General features: G+C 73.7%; 17 protein-coding genes. 10 read left to right on the forward strand and 7 right to left on the reverse strand.

The window, feature by feature from the left end; all coding sequences use genetic code 11:
• Positions 1-11 precede the first annotated feature (11 nt).
• Both ACI6QG_RS11950 and ACI6QG_RS11955 read left to right on the forward strand, forming a co-directional pair.
• Positions 12-1,511 (forward strand): tripartite tricarboxylate transporter permease, encoded by a 1,500-nt coding sequence (locus ACI6QG_RS11950; RefSeq protein WP_407024789.1) that lies wholly within the window; start codon positions 12-14, stop codon positions 1,509-1,511.
• Positions 1,512-1,559: 48 nt separating this feature from the next.
• Positions 1,560-3,329, forward strand: coding sequence for a stimulus-sensing domain-containing protein (locus ACI6QG_RS11955; protein ID WP_407024790.1), 1,770 nt, complete (start codon positions 1,560-1,562; stop codon positions 3,327-3,329).
• A gap of 182 nt (positions 3,330-3,511) precedes the next feature.
• Here the strand turns inward: ACI6QG_RS11955 and ACI6QG_RS11960 are convergent, their stop codons facing one another.
• On the reverse strand, positions 3,512-4,753 hold the full coding sequence (locus ACI6QG_RS11960) for a Zn-dependent hydrolase (RefSeq protein ID WP_407024791.1): 1,242 nt from the start codon (positions 4,751-4,753) through the stop codon (positions 3,512-3,514).
• Positions 4,754-4,799: 46 nt separating this feature from the next.
• Between ACI6QG_RS11960 and ACI6QG_RS11965 the strand changes: the two genes are divergently transcribed.
• Positions 4,800-5,588, forward strand: a complete 789-nt coding sequence (locus tag ACI6QG_RS11965) for an aldolase (RefSeq protein WP_407024792.1) — start codon at positions 4,800-4,802, stop codon at positions 5,586-5,588.
• Positions 5,589-5,607: 19 nt separating this feature from the next.
• Here ACI6QG_RS11965 and ACI6QG_RS11970 read toward each other — a convergent pair whose 3' ends face one another.
• Entirely contained in the window at positions 5,608-5,850 is a 243-nt protein-coding gene (locus ACI6QG_RS11970) for a hypothetical protein (protein WP_407024793.1), read from the reverse strand.
• A 138-nt stretch (positions 5,851-5,988) separates the two neighbouring features.
• Between ACI6QG_RS11970 and ACI6QG_RS11975 the strand changes: the two genes are divergently transcribed.
• Positions 5,989-6,948 (forward strand): tripartite tricarboxylate transporter substrate binding protein, encoded by a 960-nt coding sequence (locus ACI6QG_RS11975; protein ID WP_407024794.1) that lies wholly within the window; start codon positions 5,989-5,991, stop codon positions 6,946-6,948.
• Positions 6,949-6,986: 38 nt separating this feature from the next.
• On the opposite strand, the gene ACI6QG_RS11980 is transcribed toward ACI6QG_RS11975, so the two are convergent.
• Genes ACI6QG_RS11980 through ACI6QG_RS11990 form a run of 3 tightly spaced genes read right to left on the reverse strand, consistent with a single transcriptional unit; the run spans position 6,987 to position 9,464 of the window.
• Positions 6,987-7,790, reverse strand: a complete 804-nt coding sequence (locus ACI6QG_RS11980) for an alpha/beta fold hydrolase (RefSeq protein WP_407024795.1) — start codon at positions 7,788-7,790, stop codon at positions 6,987-6,989.
• Positions 7,781-8,569, reverse strand: a complete 789-nt coding sequence (locus ACI6QG_RS11985; protein ID WP_407024796.1) for an SDR family NAD(P)-dependent oxidoreductase — start codon at positions 8,567-8,569, stop codon at positions 7,781-7,783. The genes ACI6QG_RS11980 and ACI6QG_RS11985 overlap by 10 nt, the downstream gene beginning before the upstream one ends.
• 49 nt (positions 8,570-8,618) lie before the next feature.
• Positions 8,619-9,464, reverse strand: a complete 846-nt coding sequence (locus ACI6QG_RS11990; RefSeq protein ID WP_407024797.1) for an NUDIX hydrolase — start codon at positions 9,462-9,464, stop codon at positions 8,619-8,621.
• Between the two features lie 64 nt (positions 9,465-9,528).
• Between ACI6QG_RS11990 and ACI6QG_RS11995 the strand changes: the two genes are divergently transcribed.
• The 3 genes from ACI6QG_RS11995 (at position 9,529) to rpmB (ending at position 12,119) form a co-directional block, all read left to right on the forward strand.
• The gene (locus tag ACI6QG_RS11995) at positions 9,529-11,412 is read left to right on the forward strand and encodes an ABCB family ABC transporter ATP-binding protein/permease (protein ID WP_407024798.1); all 1,884 of its coding nucleotides are present in this window, start codon (positions 9,529-9,531) and stop codon (positions 11,410-11,412) included.
• A 70-nt stretch (positions 11,413-11,482) separates the two neighbouring features.
• A complete protein-coding gene (locus tag ACI6QG_RS12000) occupies positions 11,483-11,731 on the forward strand; it encodes a hypothetical protein (RefSeq protein WP_407024799.1) in 249 nt (82 codons plus the stop codon).
• 91 nt (positions 11,732-11,822) lie between these two features.
• Positions 11,823-12,119: a 50S ribosomal protein L28 gene (gene rpmB / locus ACI6QG_RS12005; RefSeq protein WP_407024800.1), complete on the forward strand. Its 297-nt coding sequence runs from the start codon at positions 11,823-11,825 to the stop codon at positions 12,117-12,119.
• Positions 12,120-12,138: 19 nt separating this feature from the next.
• On the opposite strand, the gene ACI6QG_RS12010 is transcribed toward rpmB, so the two are convergent.
• Both ACI6QG_RS12010 and ACI6QG_RS12015 read right to left on the reverse strand, forming a co-directional pair.
• Positions 12,139-12,990, reverse strand: a complete 852-nt coding sequence (locus ACI6QG_RS12010; protein WP_407024801.1) for an esterase-like activity of phytase family protein — start codon at positions 12,988-12,990, stop codon at positions 12,139-12,141.
• Positions 12,987-13,577 (reverse strand): TetR/AcrR family transcriptional regulator, encoded by a 591-nt coding sequence (locus ACI6QG_RS12015; protein WP_407024802.1) that lies wholly within the window; start codon positions 13,575-13,577, stop codon positions 12,987-12,989. Before ACI6QG_RS12015 ends, ACI6QG_RS12010 begins: the two co-directional genes overlap by 4 nt.
• Before the next feature lie 82 nt (positions 13,578-13,659).
• On the opposite strand from ACI6QG_RS12015, the gene ACI6QG_RS12020 reads away from it, so the two are divergent.
• From ACI6QG_RS12020 to ACI6QG_RS12030, 3 genes are read left to right on the forward strand one after another with little or no spacing between them, the layout of a single operon-like run.
• A complete protein-coding gene (locus ACI6QG_RS12020; RefSeq protein WP_407024803.1) occupies positions 13,660-14,472 on the forward strand; it encodes an FAD binding domain-containing protein in 813 nt (270 codons plus the stop codon).
• A complete protein-coding gene (locus ACI6QG_RS12025) occupies positions 14,469-14,942 on the forward strand; it encodes a (2Fe-2S)-binding protein (protein WP_407024804.1) in 474 nt (157 codons plus the stop codon). Before ACI6QG_RS12020 ends, ACI6QG_RS12025 begins: the two co-directional genes overlap by 4 nt.
• Positions 14,939-17,332, forward strand: a complete 2,394-nt coding sequence (locus tag ACI6QG_RS12030; protein WP_407024805.1) for a xanthine dehydrogenase family protein molybdopterin-binding subunit — start codon at positions 14,939-14,941, stop codon at positions 17,330-17,332. The genes ACI6QG_RS12025 and ACI6QG_RS12030 overlap by 4 nt, the downstream gene beginning before the upstream one ends.
• Positions 17,333-17,339 lie beyond the last annotated feature (7 nt).

Consider the following 17,339-nt stretch of genomic DNA (forward strand, 5'->3'; position numbering starts at 1 on the left):
GGTTGCGGCTGATGGATGCGATCAACGGGCTGGCGCTGGGCTTCGGCCACGCGCTCAGCCTCACCAACCTCGGCTGGGCGATGCTGGGCTGCTTCCTGGGCACCGCGGTGGGGGTGCTGCCGGGCATCGGCCCGGCGCTGACCATCGCGCTGCTGCTGCCCATCACCTTCCAGGTCAGCGCCACCGGGGCCTTCATCCTGTTCTGCGGGGTGTTCTACGGTGCGATGTATGGCGGCTCCACCGCCTCCATCCTGCTGAACGCGCCGGGCGAATCGGGCTCCATCATCACCGCGCTGGAAGGGGCCAAGATGGCGCGCAACGGCCGCGCCGGGCCGGCGCTGGCCACCGCCGCCATCGGCTCCTTCGTCGCCGGCGTGGTGGGCACGCTGGGCATCGCCTTCCTGGGCCCGGTGGTCGTGGACCTCGCGCTGCTGCTGGGGCCGGCGGAATACTTTGCCCTCATGGTGCTGTGCTTCGTGACGGTCTCCGCCGTGCTGGGCGGCTCGGCGCTGCGGGGGCTGGTGTCGCTGGGCTTCGGGCTGATGCTGGGGCTGGTGGGCATCGACCTGCAGACCGGCCAGCCGCGCCTGACCTTCGGCGTGCCGGAACTGCTGGACGGGGTGAACGTGGTGCTGGTGGCGGTGGCGCTGTTCGCGGTGGGCGAGGCGCTGCACATGGCCTGGCGCCACCGCGGCGGCACGCCCGAGGTGCGGCCGGTGGGCCGGCTGATGCTGTCGCGGCAGGACCTGCGCCGTTCCTTCTGGCCCTGGATGCGCGGCGCCGGGCTGGGCTTTCCCTTCGGCGTGCTGCCCGCCGGCGGCACCGAGATGCCGACCATGCTGAGCTACTACGCCGAGCGCAAGCTGGTGGCGCCCGAGCACCGCGCCGAGTTCGGCACCACCGGCGCCATCGAGGGCGTGGCGGGGCCGGAGGCCGCCAACAACGCCGCCGCCGCCGGCGTCCTGGTGCCGATGCTCACCCTGGGGCTGCCGACCTCCGCCACGGCGGCCATCATGCTCTCGGCCTTCCAGTCCTACGGCATCCAGCCCGGGCCGCTGCTGTTCCAGACCCAAGGCGAACTGGTGTGGACGCTGATCGCCTCGCTGTTCATCGCCAACGTCATGCTGGTGGTGCTGAACCTGCCGCTGGTGGGGCTGTGGGTGCGCATCCTCAAGATCCCGCAGCCGCAGCTCTACGCCGGCATCCTGGTCTTCGCGACCATCGGCACCTACGGCATCTCGAACTCCGTGGTGGACCTCGTCCTGCTCTACGCCATCGGCACGGTCGGCATGTTCATGCGCCGCTTCGACTTCCCGGTGGCGCCGGTGGTGATCGGCATGATCCTGGGCCCGATGGCCGAGCAGGCGCTGCGGCAGGCCCTGACCATCAGCCAGGGCGACTGGAGCGTCTTCCTCACCCGCCCGGGCTCGCTGGCCATCCTGCTGGCGGCGGTGGCGGCGCTGGCCGGGCCGCGGCTGTACACGCTGTGGCGGGTGCGGCGGGCGGCGTAGCGGTGCTTGACCGGCGATGCCGCGACGCCAAACTCCGGCGCATGAGCGATGCAGGGCGGGAAGCGGCGCCGGGGCCGGGCAGGGGCGCGCCCGCCGGGCGCCGGACGGCCTGAGGATGGCGCGCCGCGACCCGCACCGCCGGCCGGGCGGCCGCTGAGGGTGGACACCACCCCCGCCCCGCTGCTGCGGCCGGAAGCCGCCCCGGCCCGGCGCCGCCGCGTCTCGCCGCTGCTGCGGCGCATCCTGCTGGTGAACGCCCTGCCGCCGGCCCTGCTGGCGGCCTCGCTGCTCTACCTCGATCAGTACCAGGACGGGCTGCTGGCCGCGGAGGTGGAGGCCATGCGCACCCAGGCGCGCATCTACGCCGGCGCCATCGCCGAGGCCGCGGTGCGCGTGCAGGAGGACCGCGCCGCCCTGGTGCCCGAGCAGGCCCGCCCGCTGCTGCGCCGGCTGGTGGAGCCCAGCCCCGCCACCCAGGCCCGGCTGTTCGACGCCGCCGGGCTGGTGGTGGCCGATTCCCGCGTGCGCGAGGGCGCCGGCGGCACCGTGATCGCCGAGCCGCTGCCGCCGCCGGTGGCCGGCACCGGGCTGGTCGCCTCGCTGTCCTCGCTGACGGAGCGCGCGGGGGCGCTGCTGCCCCGCCCGCGCCGCGCGGTGCCGCTGGACACCTCGCCCGGCGCGCAGAGCTTCGAGTGGCAGCCCGACCTGGGGCCGGAGCGCCAGGCGGAACTGCGCCTGGCGCTGGAAGGCGGCGTCGCCCCCTACATCCGCCGCACCCCCGACGGCCGCCTGCTGGTGAGCGTGGCCGAGCCGGCGCGGCGCGGCGGGCAGAACCTGGGCATCGTGCTGCTGACGCGCGAGGCGCGGGAGGTGGACGCGCGCATCCTGGAGATCCGCCTGAGCGTGCTGGGCCTGTTCGTGCTGGCGCTGGTGCTGACGGTCGCCGTCTCGGTGTTCCTGGCGCGCACGCTGGCCACGCCGATGCTGCGGCTGGCGGCGGCGGCGGCGGAGATGCGGCAGGGCAAGGGCCGCGGCGGCTCGGTGCCCGAGGCGCTGCTGGCCCGGCGGGACGAGATCGGGGTGCTGGCGCGCGACCTGCAAGCGGCCGCCCGCGCGCTGTGGGCGCGCATCGACGCCAACGAGCGCTTCGCCGCCGACGTGGCGCACGAGCTGAAGAACCCGCTGACCAGCGTGCGCAGCGCCATCGAGACGCTGCGCCGCGTGGAGGACCCCGCCCAGCGCGCCCGCCTGCTGGCCATCATCGCCGAGGACGCGGTGCGGATGGACCGCCTGATCGGCGACATCTCCGACTCCTCGCGCGTGGATGCCGAGCTGTCGCGCGCGGTGGCCGAGCCGGTGGAGCTGGGGCCGATGCTGTCCGTGCTGGTGGAGCTGCACAACGCCACCCGCAAGGAGCGCGACCCGCGCATGGTGCTGGAGATGGAGGACGGGCTGTCCGTGCTGGGGGTGGAGGACCGGGTGGTGCAGGTGCTGCGCAACCTGCTGGGCAACGCCGTCTCCTTCAGCCCGGACGAGGGCACCGTCACCGTCTCCGCCCGCGCCGCCGGGCAGGAGGTGGAGATCACGGTGGAGGATGAGGGGCCGGGCATCCCCGAGGCGAAGCTGCTGGGCATCTTCGACCGCTTCTATTCGGAGCGCCCGCGCGGCGAGCGCTTCGGCCAGCATTCCGGGCTGGGGCTGAGCATCTCCAAGCAGATCATCGAGGGGCTGCGCGGCCGCATCAGCGCCGGCAACCGCCGCGACGCCGACGGGCGCGTGCTGGGCGCGCGCTTCGTCGTGCGGCTGCCGAAGGCGTAGCCGCGCGCGGGGAAGGGGTGCGGCTGCCGAAGGCGTAGCCGCGCGCGGGGAAGGGGTGCGGCTACCGAAGGCGTAGCCGCGCGCCACGAACGGGTGCGGCTGCCGAAGGCGTAGCCGCGCGCCGGGAAGGGGTGCGGCTGCCGGAGGGGAGCCGCGCCGGCGTGGGCGTGGCCGCCGAAGCCCTAGGCGCGCCCGGCGCGGGCCAGCACCGCCTCGAACAGCACCTGGCAGCCGGCCTCGGCCTCGCCGGGCTCGATGCTCTCCGCCTCGTTGTGGGACAGGCCGTCCTTGCAGGGGGTGAAGATCATCGCGGTGGGCACGTGCCGCGCGACGTAGACGGCGTCATGCCCGGCGCCCGAGACGATCTCGCGCGCCGGCAGGCCCAGCCGGGCGGCGGCGTCGCGCACCAGCCCCACGCAGGCGGGGTCGAAGGGCTGGTGGGGGAAGCGCAGCTTCTCCTTCAGCTCCAGCCGGCAGCCGGCTTCCGCCACCAGGGCCGCGGCCTCGGCGGGGAAGGCGGCGGCCAGCGCCTCGACCTCCGCGGTGCGCGGGTGGCGGAACTCGACGGAGAAGCGCACCTCGCCCGGCACCACGTTGCAGGAATTGGGGAAGACCTGCAGGAAGCCCACCGTGCCGCGCCCGTCCTCGCCCCGCGCGCGCATCAGCGCGTCCACATGGGCGATCACGCGGGCGGCGGCGACCAGCGCATCCTCGCGCGCCGAAGGCGGCGTGGTGCCGGCATGGGCGTCCTGGCCGGTGATGACGGCGTCATACCACACCTGCGCCTGCCCGCCGGTGACGATGCCGATGGCCTTGCCCTCGCGCTCCAGGATGGGCCCCTGCTCGATGTGCAGCTCGAAATAGGAGTCGGCCGGGAAGGGGCGGGCCGGGTGCGGGCCGCGATAGCCGATGGCGTCCAGCGCCTCGCCCACGCTCACCCCCTCGACGTCGCGCAGGCCGTTCACCTTTGCCTCGTCATAGACGCCGGCCCAGATGCCGGAGCCCATCAGCGAATGGCCGAAGCGGCTGCCCTCCTCGTCGGTCCAGTTCACCAGCTCGATGGGGGCCTCGGTCTCGATGCCGTGCTCGGCCAGCGTCCGCATCACCTCAAGCCCGGCGATCACGCCCAGCGCGCCGTCGAACTTGCCGCCCGTCGGCTGGCTGTCGAGGTGGGAGCCCATCAGCACCGGCGGCCGCGACGGGTCGCGCCCTTCGCGCCGGGCGAAGATGTTGCCGATGGCATCCACCCGCACCTTGAGGCCAAGCGCCTCGCACCAGCGGATGAAGGTGTCGCGGCCCTGCCGGTCCACCTCCGTCAGCGTCAGGCGCTTCACCCCGCCCTTGGGGGTGGCGCCGATTTCCGCCATGGCCATGAGGCTGTCCCACAGCCGGGTGCCGTTGATGCGCTGGTTGCTGCTGCTCATGCGCGGCAGTCTTCATGCCGGGCGGGGATTCCGGCAAGATGGCCCCATGGCCCATGCGCTCGACCTCGCCGCCCCCGCCGCCGCCCGGCTGAACCTGGACTTGGAGACGGAGGAGATCCGCGCCGCCCGCGTGGACCTCGCCGCCTGCTTCCGCATGGCGCACCGGCTGGGCCTGCACGAGGGCATCTGCAACCACTTCTCCGCCGTGGTGCCGGGGCACGAGCAGCTGATGCTGGTGAATCCCTATGGCCTCAGCTTCGGCGAGGTCACGGCCTCCAACCTGCTCATCACCGACCTGCACGGCGCCGTGGTGGCCGGCGAGGGGGTGCCGGAGGCGACGGCCTTCTTCATCCACGCCCGCGTCCACCTGAAGCAGCCGCGCGCGAAGGCCGCCTTCCACACCCACATGCCCAACGCCACCGCGCTGAGCATGACGGAAGGCCCGCCCCTGGTCTGGGCCGGGCAGACCGCGCTGAAGTTCTGGGGCCGCACCCTGGTGGACGAGGACTACAACGGCCTGGCGCTGGACGAGGCCGAGGGCGACCGCATCGCCGCCGCACTCGGCGACGCCGACATCGTCTTCATGAAGCACCACGGCGTGATGGTGCTGGGTGCCTCCATCGCCGAGGCCTGGGACGACCTCTACTACCTGGAGCGCGCCTGCGAGGTGCAGCGCCTGGCCATGTCCACCGGACGCGCCGTGCTGCCGGTGCCGGAGGATGTCGCCCGCCGCACCTACGAGCAGATGCGCGCCGGCGACCGCGAAAGCGCCCGCCTGCACCTGGAAAGCGTGAAGCGCGAGCTGCGGCGCACGGAGCCCGGCTTCGAGGCCTGACCCCGCCGCCCGCGCGCCGTCAGCCCCGGCGGGCGAGGGGCGCGGCGGCCGGCGCGGCGGCGCGGATGAAGGGCAGCACCCGGGCCGGACCTTCCTCGCGCAGGGTGCGGTGGATGGCGTCCGTCACCGGGCGCGGGGCGCGGGGCAGCAAGGCCCCCAGCTCGCTCAGCCCGGCCACGCGGTCGGGCTCGTGCGCCGAGCGCATCCGGCGGCAGGCGGACCAGAAACGGGTGGCGAGGGACTCGGTCTCGGACATCGTCATGCGTCGTGGCCTCCTGCTGTCGCAACGCGGCTTAGCAGGCGGGTGCGACAAGAACGGACGGAGAACGCGCGAAAAAACTTTCCCGTTGCGCCAGGCGGCCCGCCCGGCAAGATGGCGCCAAGACCGGAGGACCGCCCGATGTTCCTGCGCCGCCGCGCCTTGCCGCTGCTCGCCTGCGCCTTGCCCGTCGCCGCCGCGGCGCAGGAGGCGCGGACCATCCGCGTCGTCGTGCCCTATCCGCCCGGCGGCTCCAACGACATCATCGCCCGCTTCTTCGCCGAGGCGCTGCGCGAGGAGCTGGGCCAGGCGGTCATCGTGGAGAACCGCGCCGGGGCCAACGGGAATGTCGGCGCCGAATCGGTGGCGCGCGGCGTGGCCGACGGCACCGCCCTGCTGCTGACCGCCCCCAGCCCGCTGGCCATCAACCAGAGCCTGCACCGTTCCCTGCCCTACGACCCCGCGCGGGACTTCGCGCCGGTGGCGCTGGTGGCCAGCGTGCCGCTGGTGCTGATGGTGAATCCCGCCCTGCCGGCGCGCGACGTGGCGGGGCTGGTGGCGCACGCGAAGGCGCAGCCCGGCCGGCTGTCCTTCGGCTCCTCGGGCATCGGCTCCACCAACCACCTGGCGGGCGAGATGTTCCGCGCCATGGCCGGCATCGAGATGACGCACGTGCCCTATCGCGGCGCCGCCCCGGCGATGACCGACCTGGTGGCGGGGCAGATCCAGGTGATGTTCGACAACATGCCCGCCGTGCTGCCGCAGGTGCGGGAAGGCCGGGTTCGCGCCCTGGCGGTGGCCGGCGCGGCGCGGGCGGCGGCACTGCCGGAGGTGCCGACGGTGGCGGAATCCGGCCTGCCCGGCTTCGAGGCGGCGGCCTGGTTCGGCCTGGCCGCGCCGGCCGCGACGCCCGCCGCCACCCGGCAGCGCCTGGAAGCCGCCAGCCGCGCCGTGCTCGCCCGCCCCGCCTTCCGCGAGCGCCTGGCCGGTGCGGGCGCCGAGCCCGGCGCGCTGTTCGGCGAGGGCTTCGCCGACTTCCTGGTGAGCGAGCGCGCCAAGTGGGGCCGCGTGGTGCGCGACAGCGGCGCCACGGCCGACTAGGCCACGGGCCGCAGCGCGCGCCGCGCCACCGGGGCGCCTCAGGCCGCGAACAGGAAGTCTCGCACTATCGCCGCCGCCGCATCGGCGTCGGAGGCGGCGACGTGGTAGGAATCGCTCTCGATCACGGCGAGGCGCGAGCCGGGGATGCGCTCCTGCCAGGCGCGCACCTCCGCCACCGAGCCCAGGCCGCTGCCCGTGGTGGTGACGACCAGGGTGGGGGCGGTGATGCGCGCCACCTCCTCCGTCACGTCCACGCCGGGCACCATCTGCAGGAAGCCCTCCAGGGTGGAGGGCGCGGTGCGCGCCATCAGGCTGGCCCACCAGTCGAGCTGCGCGGGCGTCATCGCGCTGCCCATCCGGCCATCATTGGTGGCGTCCACCCAGGCGCGCACGCCCTCGCGCGCGATCTGCGCCCGCCAGCCCGGCGTGCGCCCGGCCATCTGCGTCAGCGAGGCCGGGGCGCCCAGCGTCGCCAGCCGGTCCACGCGGTCCGGGTGGCGCGCCGCCAGCGCCAGGGCGATGGTGCCGCCGATCTTGCCGCCGACCACATGCGCCTTCGCCACGCCCAGGTGGTCCAGCAGGGCCAGGGCGTCCTCCAGCAGCGTGCCGAAGCGCCAGGGGTAGTCCGCAGCCATGGGCGTGGAAGCGCCATAGCCGCGCAGGTCCAGCCGCACCACGCGGGCATGGCGCGCCAGGGCGGGCACGAAGGCGCGGAAGGCCTCGCCGCTCTCGGCCAGGCCGTGCAGCAGCAGCACGGTGGGCGCGGGCGCCCAGGGGTCGGAAAAGTCGTCCACCGCGTAGGCGAGGCTGACGCCCGCCTCGCGCTCGAAGCTCAGATGCACCGCGTGCCTCCTCCGTCCACGTCGATCATCGTGCCGGCGATGAAGCCGGCGCGGTCCGAGCACAGGAAGGCGACGAGGCCCGAGACCTCCTCCGCCGTGCCCAGCCGGCCCAGGGCGATGCCGGCGATGGCCGCCGCGTTCTCCGCCCCCGCGTCGCGCCCGGCGCCGGCCGCGCCCTGCGCCACCAGCGCGTCCCAGCGCGGGGTGGCGATGGGGCCGGGGTTCACGCCCGTCACCAGCACGTTGTCCGGCGCGCATTCGGCGGCCAGGGCATGGGTGAAGGCCAGCAGGGAAGCGTTGACTGAGGAGCCGACGATGTAGTTCGGCCGCGGCTGGTGCCCCGAGCGGCCGATGACGTTCACCACCCGCCCCCATTTCCGCGCGCGCATGGCCGGCGTCAGCCGCCGGGCGCAGCGCACGTAGCCCATCAGCTTGAGGGAGAGCGACTTGGCCCAGGTGGCGTCGTCGCTCTCGCCGATCCGGCCCATGGGCGTGGCGCCGGCGTTGTTGACCAGGATGTCCACCCCGCCCAGCGCCGCCTCCGCCGCGTCCATGGCGGCGTCCAGCGCGGCGGGGTCGGCCAGGTCGGCGGGGATGGCGTGGCAGGGGCTGCCCGATTCGGCGGCGATGGCGGCGGCGGCTTCCCCCAGCCGCTCCGCCCCGCGGGCGATGAGCGCCACGGCCACGCCCTCCATCGCCAGCTCGCGCGCCACGGCGCGGCCGATGCCCATGGAGGCGCCGGTGACGACGGCGCGCTTCCCGCGCAGGCCCAGTTCCATGCGGCGCCTCCCCCTGCCGGCGCGACGGTGCGCAGCCGCGGGCAGGGCGTCAAGCCGGGCCCTGGTCCAGCGCCGGGCGCAGCTCCGCCGCCTCGGCCTCCCCCAGCATCCCTTCGCGGATGAACAGGTCGATCAGCACCAGGTTGACGTTGAACTTCACCGTGTCGCGCTCGCGCACCTCGGCCAGCAGGCGGGCGGCGGGCCACAGCTCGAAGCGCTCCACCTCGTCGTCGTCCGGGCGCGGCTCCCACCCCTCGGGCAGCTCCAGGTCGAAGCAATGCAGCACGTCGCGGCGCAGCCCCTCCTCATTGGCCATGACGTAGGAGAGGCGGCCGGCGCGGCGGGCCTGCGCGGCCAGCCCGGGCGGCAGGGAGGCCTCCTCGGCGGCCTCCTTCATCAGGGTCGCCTCCGGCGTCAGCCCGGCCGGGATGCCGCCGGCCACCAGGTTGTCCAGCTGCCCGGGGGCCACCGCCTTGTCCCTGGCCCGCACGCCGACCCAGACGTGCAGCCCGTCCGGGCGGCGCACCAGCCCGTTCAGGTGCACCCCCTGGCCGATGACGCCGAACTGCGGCACCAGCCCGCGGTCCAGCGTGCCCAGCACCGGGCCTTCGGCGGTGGCGCGGATGTCGAACAGCTCCCCCCGCACCCGGCCGAAGCCCTGGCGGGCCAGGCCGGGGCCCAGCCGGGCCAGGGCGTCGCTGCGCTGCGCCGGGCTGCGCAGCCGGGCGGCCATCGCCACGCCGCGGCCGTCGAAGTGGAACTCGGCCGGGTGGAAGGTCAGCGCCTGGGCGAGGTCCGGCGCCAGCCAGCCCACCTGGGCGTCGCCGAGGCGGAAGGGCAGCAGGCCGGCGGGGGAGGGGGCGTTGTTGCAGGCCCGGACGTGGCGCATCAGCATGGCCGCCATGTGGCACGGCCCGCCGCGCTTTCCAAAGGGCGGGGGCTGCGCCATGTCAGGGCGCATGGCGACCAACCACGGCGCGGCGGTGCGCGCGATCCTCCCCTTCCTCTGGCCCTCGCCGCGCATGGAGGGCGCCCAGGGCGACGAGAACGGGCTGCGGCTGCGCACCACCCTGGCGGTGCTGTTCCTGGTGGCCGGCAAGGTGGCCAACGTCATGGTCCCCATCCTCTACGCCCGCGCGGTGGACGCGCTGGCGCCCAAGGACGGCACGGGGGCGATGCTGGCCATCCCGGTGGCGCTGGTGGTGGGCTACGGGCTGGTGCGGCTGATGGCGGCCGGCTTCAACGAGCTGCGCAACGCCGTCTTCGCCAAGGTGCAGGCCCGCGCCGGCCGCCGGGTGGCGCTGAGCCTGTTCCGCCACCTGCACGCCCTGTCCATGCGCTTCCACATGGACCGCGCGACCGGCGGGCTGAGCCGCGTGATCGAGCGCGGGGTGCGCGGCATCGCCGTGGTGCTGAACTTCATGCTGTTCAACATCCTGCCCACCATCGTGGAGATCCTGTTCGTCTGCGCCCTGCTGGCCTGGATGTTCGACGTCTCCTTCGCCGTCACCATCCTGCTGACCATCGCCGCCTACGTCGCCTTCACGCTGACCTTCACCAACTGGCGCCTGCGCTTCCGCCGCCAGATGAACGACATGGACCAGGAGGCCAACACCAAGGCGGTGGACAGCCTGCTGAACTACGAGACGGTGAAGTACTTCAACAACGAGCGCCACGAGGGCCGCCGCTACGACGAGAGCATGACGCGCTACGAGACCGCCTATGCGCGGTCCGAGACGACGCTGAACATGCTCAACGCCGGGCAGGCCGCCATCATGGCGGCCGGGCTGACGCTGGTGATGCTGCTGGCCGGGCGCGGCATCGCCAGTGGCGGCATGTCGGTGGGCGACTTCGTGATGGTCAACACCTACCTGATCCAGCTCTACCTGCCGCTGAACATCCTGGGCTTCGCCTACCGCGAGATCCGCCAGGGCCTGACCGACATGGAGGAGATGTTCCGCCTGCTGGACGTGCCGGCCGAGGTGAAGGACGCCCCCGGCGCCCCCGCCCTAACCGTGGCCGCCGGCGCCGTGGCCTTCCGCGACGTGCGCTTCTCCTACCGCCCGGACCGCGAGATCCTGAAGGGGGTGAGCTTCGAGGTGCCGCCGGGGCGGATGCTGGCCATCGTCGGGCCGACCGGGGCGGGCAAGTCCACCATCTCGCGCCTGCTGTTCCGCTTCTACGACGTCACCGGCGGCAGCGTGGAGGTGGACGGGCAGGACGTGCGCCAGGTGACGCAGGACAGCCTGCGCCGGGCCATCGGCGTGGTGCCGCAGGACACGGTGCTGTTCAACGACACCATCGCCTACAACATCGCCTATGGCCGCCCGGGTGCCTCGCAGGAGGAGGTGGAGCACGCGGCCAGGCTGGCCCAGGTGCACGACTTCGTGCTGCGCCTGCCCGATGGCTACCGCACCAAGGTGGGCGAGCGCGGCCTGAAGCTCTCGGGCGGGGAGAAGCAGCGCGTCGCCATCGCGCGCACCATCCTGAAGGACCCGCGCATCCTCATCCTCGACGAGGCGACCAGCGCGCTGGACACCCGCACCGAGCAGGAGATCCAGGCCGCCCTGCGCGGCGTGGCCCAGGGCCGCACCACCCTGGTGATCGCGCACCGCCTGTCCACCGTGGTGGAGGCGGACGAGATCATCGTGCTGCAGGACGGCCGCATCGCCGAGCGCGGCGACCACGCGGCGCTGATGGCGCAGGATGGCCTCTACGCCGAGATGTGGCGGCGCCAGAGCGAGGCGGTGGCGGCGGCGGAAGCGGCGGCGCGCGCCGAGGCCGAGGCGCGCTTCGGCGAGGGCATGTCCGCCCGCCGGCAGGGGGAAATGTCGCAGGGTTAACCCGGCGGGGTCTTTGCCGGGGCGCCGCCTCGCCCCATCTGCGGCCCGGATGCGAGGAGAAAGCCGGGACATGCAGCACGAGATGGGCGACGCGCCCGAGGACCTCAGCCACGCCGGGTCCGTCGTGGACAAGGCCATCGAATACATGCTGGAGCAACAGATTGCCCCGGTTTCCGCCGCTTCCGCCCTGCTGGGCGGGGCGCTGGGGCTGCTGGCGCGCTCCATGGATGACCGCTCCATCGCCGGCATCCTGCGCCAGGCGCTGCACAGCGTGGAAAGCGGCGAGCTGCGCTCCCTGCCCAGCCTCCCCAAGGGTTGACTCCGCGGCCCGGGCGGGGCATCTGCCCGGCTTCCGTTTCACCCGTGCGCCGGGATTCCGGCGCGCGTCACCGTGCTTGAGGGTACAGACCATGGCTCGCCGCTGCGGCATCACGGGCAAGGGCGTCATGTCCGGGAACAACGTGTCCCACGCCAACAACAAGACGCGGCGCCGCTTCCTGCCCAACCTGCAGGAGCAGTCCTTCTTCAGCGACGTGCTGGGCACCTCCATCCAGATCCGGCTGACGACCAACGGCATCCGCACCATCGAGCACAATGGCGGCCTGGACGCCTTCCTGCTCGGCACGCCGGACCGCCGCCTGCCGGCCGAGGCGCTGACGCTGAAGAAGCGCATCGCCAAGGCGCAGGAGAAGAAGTCCGCCGCTTGAGCGGAGGGCGCATCGCCCGCTAACGCTCCTCCAGCCGGAACACGGCGAAGAGGCTGCGCTGGAAGGGGCTCTGGTTGTCGTCGGAAACGAGGACGACCAGGGCCCCTTCGCGCGTCCGGGCCGCCGCCACGCCTTCCCAGTTTTCCGCCGGGATGCCGCCGGGCATCTCCAGCCAGGTCTCGCCGGCCAGCAGGGGCGCCGCCGGGTCTGGCAGGAAGGCCAGCCGCCCGCGGAAGCCGCCCAGCAGGGAGAAGTCGCGCTCCAGCACCAGGGCGCCGCCGCCGGGCAGGGCGGCCGCGTCCACCGGCAGCAGGCCGGGGGCGGGCTGGAAACGCCTCTCCGCCCAGGTGCCGTCGCTGCCCAGCCAGGCGCGGGTGCCGGGCGACTCCGCGATGGCCAGCAGCCGCCCGTCCGGCAGCAGCGCCAGCGCCTCCAGCCCCCCATTGGCCGGCGACTCCGCCAGCCCGGGCGGCGCGGGGAAGGGCAGGGCGGGCCCGTCCAGCCGCAGGTGGCGCTGGATGCGGTGCTCGCGCTCGAACCCCACCAGCCAGGAGCCGTCGGGCAGGCGCACCAGGGCCTCGGCGTCGCCGGCGCGGCCGCGCAGCGGGCGACCGGCGGCGTCCAGCAGCGGGCCGTGCCGGGCGGGGCCGAAGCCCGGCGGCGCCAGGCGCAGCGGCGCCTGCCACCAGCGGCCGCGGTCGCTCACCATCGTCACCGTCAGGTCCGCGGCCAGGTGCACGGCGGAGAAGCCGCCGAAGCCCCAGGGCGCCGTGTCCATCTCGATCACGTCCAGCAGCGACAGCCGCGCGCTGCGCGCCTGGGCGCAGGCGGGCAGCGCCAGGGCGGCGGCCAGCAGGGCGCGGCGCCTCATGCCCGCAGCCCGGCCAGGAAGCGCGCCACCGCGCGCGCGATCGGCTCGCGCGCATCCTCCGGCGTCGGCAGGCGGTAGATGAAGCGGCGGATGCCCAGGTAGACCAGCGAGCCGTGGAGGTTCCACAGATCCTCCATCACCGGTTCGCGCAGCCCCGGTTCGGCCGCCACCTCGGCCAGCAGGGGGCGCAGGTAGTCGCGCCCCACCTGCTCCAGGTAGCGGCGGTTCAGCGCCTCGCCCGCCAGCCCGGCCCACATGAAGATGCGCATCCATTCGGGGGTGAAGATGGCGGTGGTGTAGGCCTCGTAGAAGCGGCACAGGCGGTGCTCCAGCGGCACTGCGCGGTCGCGCAGCGCCTCCAGCCAGGCGGGGTCCAGGCGGTTCAGGTAGACGCGTTCGAACACCGCCTCCAGCAGCACCGCCTTGGCGGGGAAGTAGCGGTACAGCAGCGGCTGGGTCACGCCCGCGCGGGCGGCCAGTTCGCGGGTCGGCACGTCCAGCCCCTTCTCGGCGATCAGGGGCACCGCGGCGTCCAGGATGGCGCGGCGGCGGTCCTCGGGCGGCAGGCGGCGGCGGGCGGGGGGCATGGGTTGACGCCACCCTACCGCTTGTTGTTCGATTGACCAACAAGCACGGGCGCATCGTTGCGCGCCCGAGGGAGAAACATCCATGAAGTGGCCAGCGACCGCCTATCGGCGCGCGTCGAGCCTGGACGACGTGTGGCAGGCCTTCGCCGCGCAGGGTTCGGGCGTGCAGCTCCTCGCCGGGGGGCAGACGCTGCTCGCCACCCTGGCCTTCCGGCTGAGCGAGCCGGCCCTGCTGCTGGACATCACGGGCATCCCGGCGTTGCGCGGCATCGCGCTGCAAGGGAACACGCTGCGCATCGGCGCGCTGACCCGCCACGCCGAATTGGGCCGGGACCCTCTGGTGGCGCAGCACGCGCCGCTGCTGCACCAGGCGGTGCCGCTGATCGCGCACCCGGCCATCCGCAACCGCGGCACCATCGGCGGTTCGCTGGCCTATGCCGACCCCGCCGCCGAACTGCCCGCCTGCGCCGTGGCCCTGGGCGCGACGCTGGTGCTGGCCTCGGCCAAGGGCGAGCGGCGCGTGGCGGCGGAGGCCTTCTTCACCGGCCTGTTCACCACCGCGCTCGAACCGGACGAACTGATCGTCGCGGTCGAGGTGCCGATCGGCCAGGGCGGCAGCATCACCGAGGTGGCGCGCCGCTCGGGCGACTACGCCATGTGCGGGCTGGCGCTGGTGGGCGCGCGCCCGGTCTTCTTCGGCGTCGGCCCCGGCCCGGTGCTGGCGCGCGGCGCCGCCGCCGCCCTGGCCCGCGGCGAGGTCGAAGCCGCCTGCGCCGCGCTGGACACCGACCTCGACCCCCCGGCGGACCTGCACGGCCCGCCCGCCATGAAGCGCCACCTGGCGAGGGTGCTGCTGCGCCGCGCCACCGGCACGACGACGGAGATCGCGGCATGAACGCGCGCGTGGACATCACCCTGACCGTGAATGGCGAGCGCGTGACGCGCAGCGTCGAGGCGCGCCGCCACCTGGTGGACTTCCTGCGCCTGGACCTCGGCCTCACCGGCTCCCACCTGGGCTGCGAGCACGGCGTCTGCGGCGCCTGCACCGTGCGGGTGGATGGCGAGATCGTGCGCGGCTGCCTCGTCGTCGCCGCCAGCCTGGACGGCGCCACCGTCGAGACCATCGAGGGCCTGACCGACAGCGGCGAGGCGGCGGCGCTGCAGGCCGCCTTCGTCGCCCGCAACGCCGCGCAATGCGGCTTCTGCACGCCGGGCATGGTGATGACCGCCGCCGACATCCTGCGCCACCACCCCGACGCCACCCGCGCCGAGATCCGCGAGCACCTGTCGGGCAACTACTGCCGCTGCACCGGCTACCAGGCCATCGTGGATGCGGTCGAAGACGCCCTGGAGGCCGCACGATGAACGAGATGGGCCCTAACTCCATCGGCCTGTCGCGCGAGGACCTGCCGAACTCCTACATCGGCCGCTCGGTGGCGCGCCCCAACGCGCCCAAGCTGGTTCAGGGCCGCGCCACCTACACCGACGACATCACCCTGCCGCGCACCCTGCACGCGGCCTTCCTGCGTTCGCCGCACCCGCATGCCCGCTTCACCGTGCGCGGCACCGACGCCGCGCGGCAGGTGCCCGGCGTGGTCCGCGTCTTCACCGGCCAGGACCTGGAGGGCGCCTGCACCCCCTGGGTCGCGGTGCTGGAGCACCTGAAGGGCATGAAGTCCGCCCCCCAGCGCCCGCTGCCGCTGGACCGCGCCACCTGGCAGGGCGAGCCGGTGGTGGCCGTGCTGGCCGATACCCGCGCCGCCGCCGAGGATGGCGTCGCCGCTCTGGATGTCGAGTGGGACCCGCTGCCCGCCCAGGTGGACATGGAGACGGCGCTGGCCCCCGGCGCCGTGCTGATCCACCCCGAACTGGGCGACAACCTCGTCTTCCGCCGCACCGCCACCCAGGGCGACGTCGAGGCCGCCTTCGCCAAGGCGCACCGCGTGGTGGAAGCGCGCTTCGTCACCGGCCGCCACACCGGCGTGACGCTGGAAGGCCGCTCCATCCTGGCCGACTTCAACCGGGCCGAGGGCACGCTGACCGTGCACCACGCCACCCAGGCCCCGCACATGATCCAGGAGGTGCTGGCCCAGCACCTCAACCTGCCGGCGCACAAGGTGCGCGTCATCTGCAAGGATGTCGGCGGCTCCTTCGGCATCAAGGTCCATGTCTATCCGGATGAGGTGGCGGTGGCCGTCATGTCCGTGCTGCTGGGCCGCCCGGTGAAGTTCGTCGCCGACCGCTTCGAGAGCTTCGCCTCCGACATCCACGCGCGCGACCACCGCATCCTCGCGCGCATCGCGGTGGAGGCGGATGGCACCATCATCGGCTTCGACGTGGATGACCTCACGGGCATCGGCCCCTATTCGGTCTATCCGCGCACCAGCGCGGTCGAGGGCAACCAGGTGGTGAACCTCTGCGGCGGGCCGTATCGCTTCGACCACTACCGCTGCACCACCACGGTGGTGCTGCAGAACAAGGCGCCGACCTGCCAGTACCGCGCCGTCGGCCACCCCATCGCCACCACCGTGACGGAGGGCCTGGTGGACCTCGCCGCCGAGGCGCTGGGCATGGACCCGGTGGAGATCCGCCGCAGGAACCTCATCGCCGACGACGCCTACCCCACCACCTCGCCCGCCGGGATGCGCTTCGAGGGTCTGTCCCACCACGCCTCCCTCGACAAGCTGCTGGAGATGGTGCCGGTCGAGCGCATCCGCACCGACCAGGCGGAGGCGCGCCAGCGCGGCGTCCATCGCGGCCTGGGCTTCGCCAGCTTCATTGAACTCACCAACCCCTCGCCCTTCATGTACGGCATCGGCGGCGCCCGCATCTCGGCGCAGGATGGCTGCACGGTGCGGATGGACCCCGACGGCTCCGTGGTGGCGTCCTCCGGCGTGACCGAACAGGGCCAGGGCACCGAGGCCATCCTGGCGCAGATCGTCGCCCATGGCGTCGGCGTGCCGGTGGAGAAGGTGCGGGTGGTGACCGGCGACACCCTGGCCACCCCCTATGGCGGCGGCACCTGGGCGTGCCGCGGCGCCGGCATCGGCGGCGAAGCGGCGCTGCAAGGCGCGCTCGCGCTCAAGGCGCAGATCCTGGAAGTGGCCGGCAGCATGCTCCAGGGCAAGCCGGATGCGCTGGACGTGGTGATGGGCGAGGTGGTGGACCGCGCCACCGGCACGCCACGCCTCGCCTTGGGGGAACTCGGCCGCATCCTCTACTTCCGCGGCGACACCCTGCCGAAGGAGCTGCCGCGCGAGCTGGTGCAGACGCGCCACTTCATCACCAAGGAATACCCCTTCGCCTTCACCAACGGCATCCAGGCGAGCTGGGTGGAGGTGGACCCCGACACCGGCATGGTGAAGCTGCTGGAGCACTGGTGCGTGGAGGATTGCGGCCGCGTGATCAACCCGCTGCTGGTGGATGAGCAGGTGAAGGGCGGCATCGTCCAGGGCATCGGCGGCGCGCTCTACGAGCACTGCGTCTATGACGGCGAGGGCAACCTGCTGACCACCACCATGGCCGACTACCTGGTGCCCATGGCCGCCGAGATGCCCGAGATGCATGTGGGCCACGTCGAGACGCCCACCCGCGAATCCCTGCTGGGCGCCAAGGGCGCGGGCGAGGCCGGCACCGCCGGGGCGCCTGCCGCCATCATGAACGCCATCAACGACGCGCTGCGCCCGCTGGGCGCGCGCGTCACCGAGCAGCCCTTCACCCCCGCGCGCATCCTGGCCGCGCTGGGCCGCATCTGAACCAACG

Origin of the sequence: Sabulicella flocculans (assembly GCF_045449635.1) — a bacterium.
Taxonomy (GTDB): Bacteria; Pseudomonadota; Alphaproteobacteria; order Acetobacterales; family Acetobacteraceae; genus Roseococcus.

Bases quoted from the DNA above. Each gene is read 5' to 3' on its own strand.
- ACI6QG_RS11950 (WP_407024789.1), top strand. From the start codon at position 12: ATGGATGCGATCAACGGGCTGGCGCTGGGCTTCGGCCACGCGCTCAGC.
- ACI6QG_RS11955 (WP_407024790.1), top strand. From the start codon at position 1,560: ATGCAGGGCGGGAAGCGGCGCCGGGGCCGGGCAGGGGCGCGCCCGCCG.
- ACI6QG_RS11960 (WP_407024791.1), bottom strand. From the start codon at position 4,753: ATGAGCAGCAGCAACCAGCGCATCAACGGCACCCGGCTGTGGGACAGC.
- ACI6QG_RS11965 (WP_407024792.1), top strand. From the start codon at position 4,800: ATGGCCCATGCGCTCGACCTCGCCGCCCCCGCCGCCGCCCGGCTGAAC.
- ACI6QG_RS11970 (WP_407024793.1), bottom strand. From the start codon at position 5,850: ATGACGATGTCCGAGACCGAGTCCCTCGCCACCCGTTTCTGGTCCGCC.
- ACI6QG_RS11975 (WP_407024794.1), top strand. From the start codon at position 5,989: ATGTTCCTGCGCCGCCGCGCCTTGCCGCTGCTCGCCTGCGCCTTGCCC.
- ACI6QG_RS11985 (WP_407024796.1), bottom strand. From the start codon at position 8,569: ATGGAACTGGGCCTGCGCGGGAAGCGCGCCGTCGTCACCGGCGCCTCC.
- ACI6QG_RS11990 (WP_407024797.1), bottom strand. From the start codon at position 9,464: ATGCTGATGCGCCACGTCCGGGCCTGCAACAACGCCCCCTCCCCCGCC.
- ACI6QG_RS11995 (WP_407024798.1), top strand. From the start codon at position 9,529: ATGGCGACCAACCACGGCGCGGCGGTGCGCGCGATCCTCCCCTTCCTC.
- ACI6QG_RS12000 (WP_407024799.1), top strand. From the start codon at position 11,483: ATGCAGCACGAGATGGGCGACGCGCCCGAGGACCTCAGCCACGCCGGG.
- rpmB (WP_407024800.1), top strand. From the start codon at position 11,823: ATGGCTCGCCGCTGCGGCATCACGGGCAAGGGCGTCATGTCCGGGAAC.
- ACI6QG_RS12010 (WP_407024801.1), bottom strand. From the start codon at position 12,990: ATGAGGCGCCGCGCCCTGCTGGCCGCCGCCCTGGCGCTGCCCGCCTGC.
- ACI6QG_RS12015 (WP_407024802.1), bottom strand. From the start codon at position 13,577: ATGCCCCCCGCCCGCCGCCGCCTGCCGCCCGAGGACCGCCGCCGCGCC.
- ACI6QG_RS12020 (WP_407024803.1), top strand. From the start codon at position 13,660: ATGAAGTGGCCAGCGACCGCCTATCGGCGCGCGTCGAGCCTGGACGAC.
- ACI6QG_RS12025 (WP_407024804.1), top strand. From the start codon at position 14,469: ATGAACGCGCGCGTGGACATCACCCTGACCGTGAATGGCGAGCGCGTG.
- ACI6QG_RS12030 (WP_407024805.1), top strand. From the start codon at position 14,939: ATGAACGAGATGGGCCCTAACTCCATCGGCCTGTCGCGCGAGGACCTG.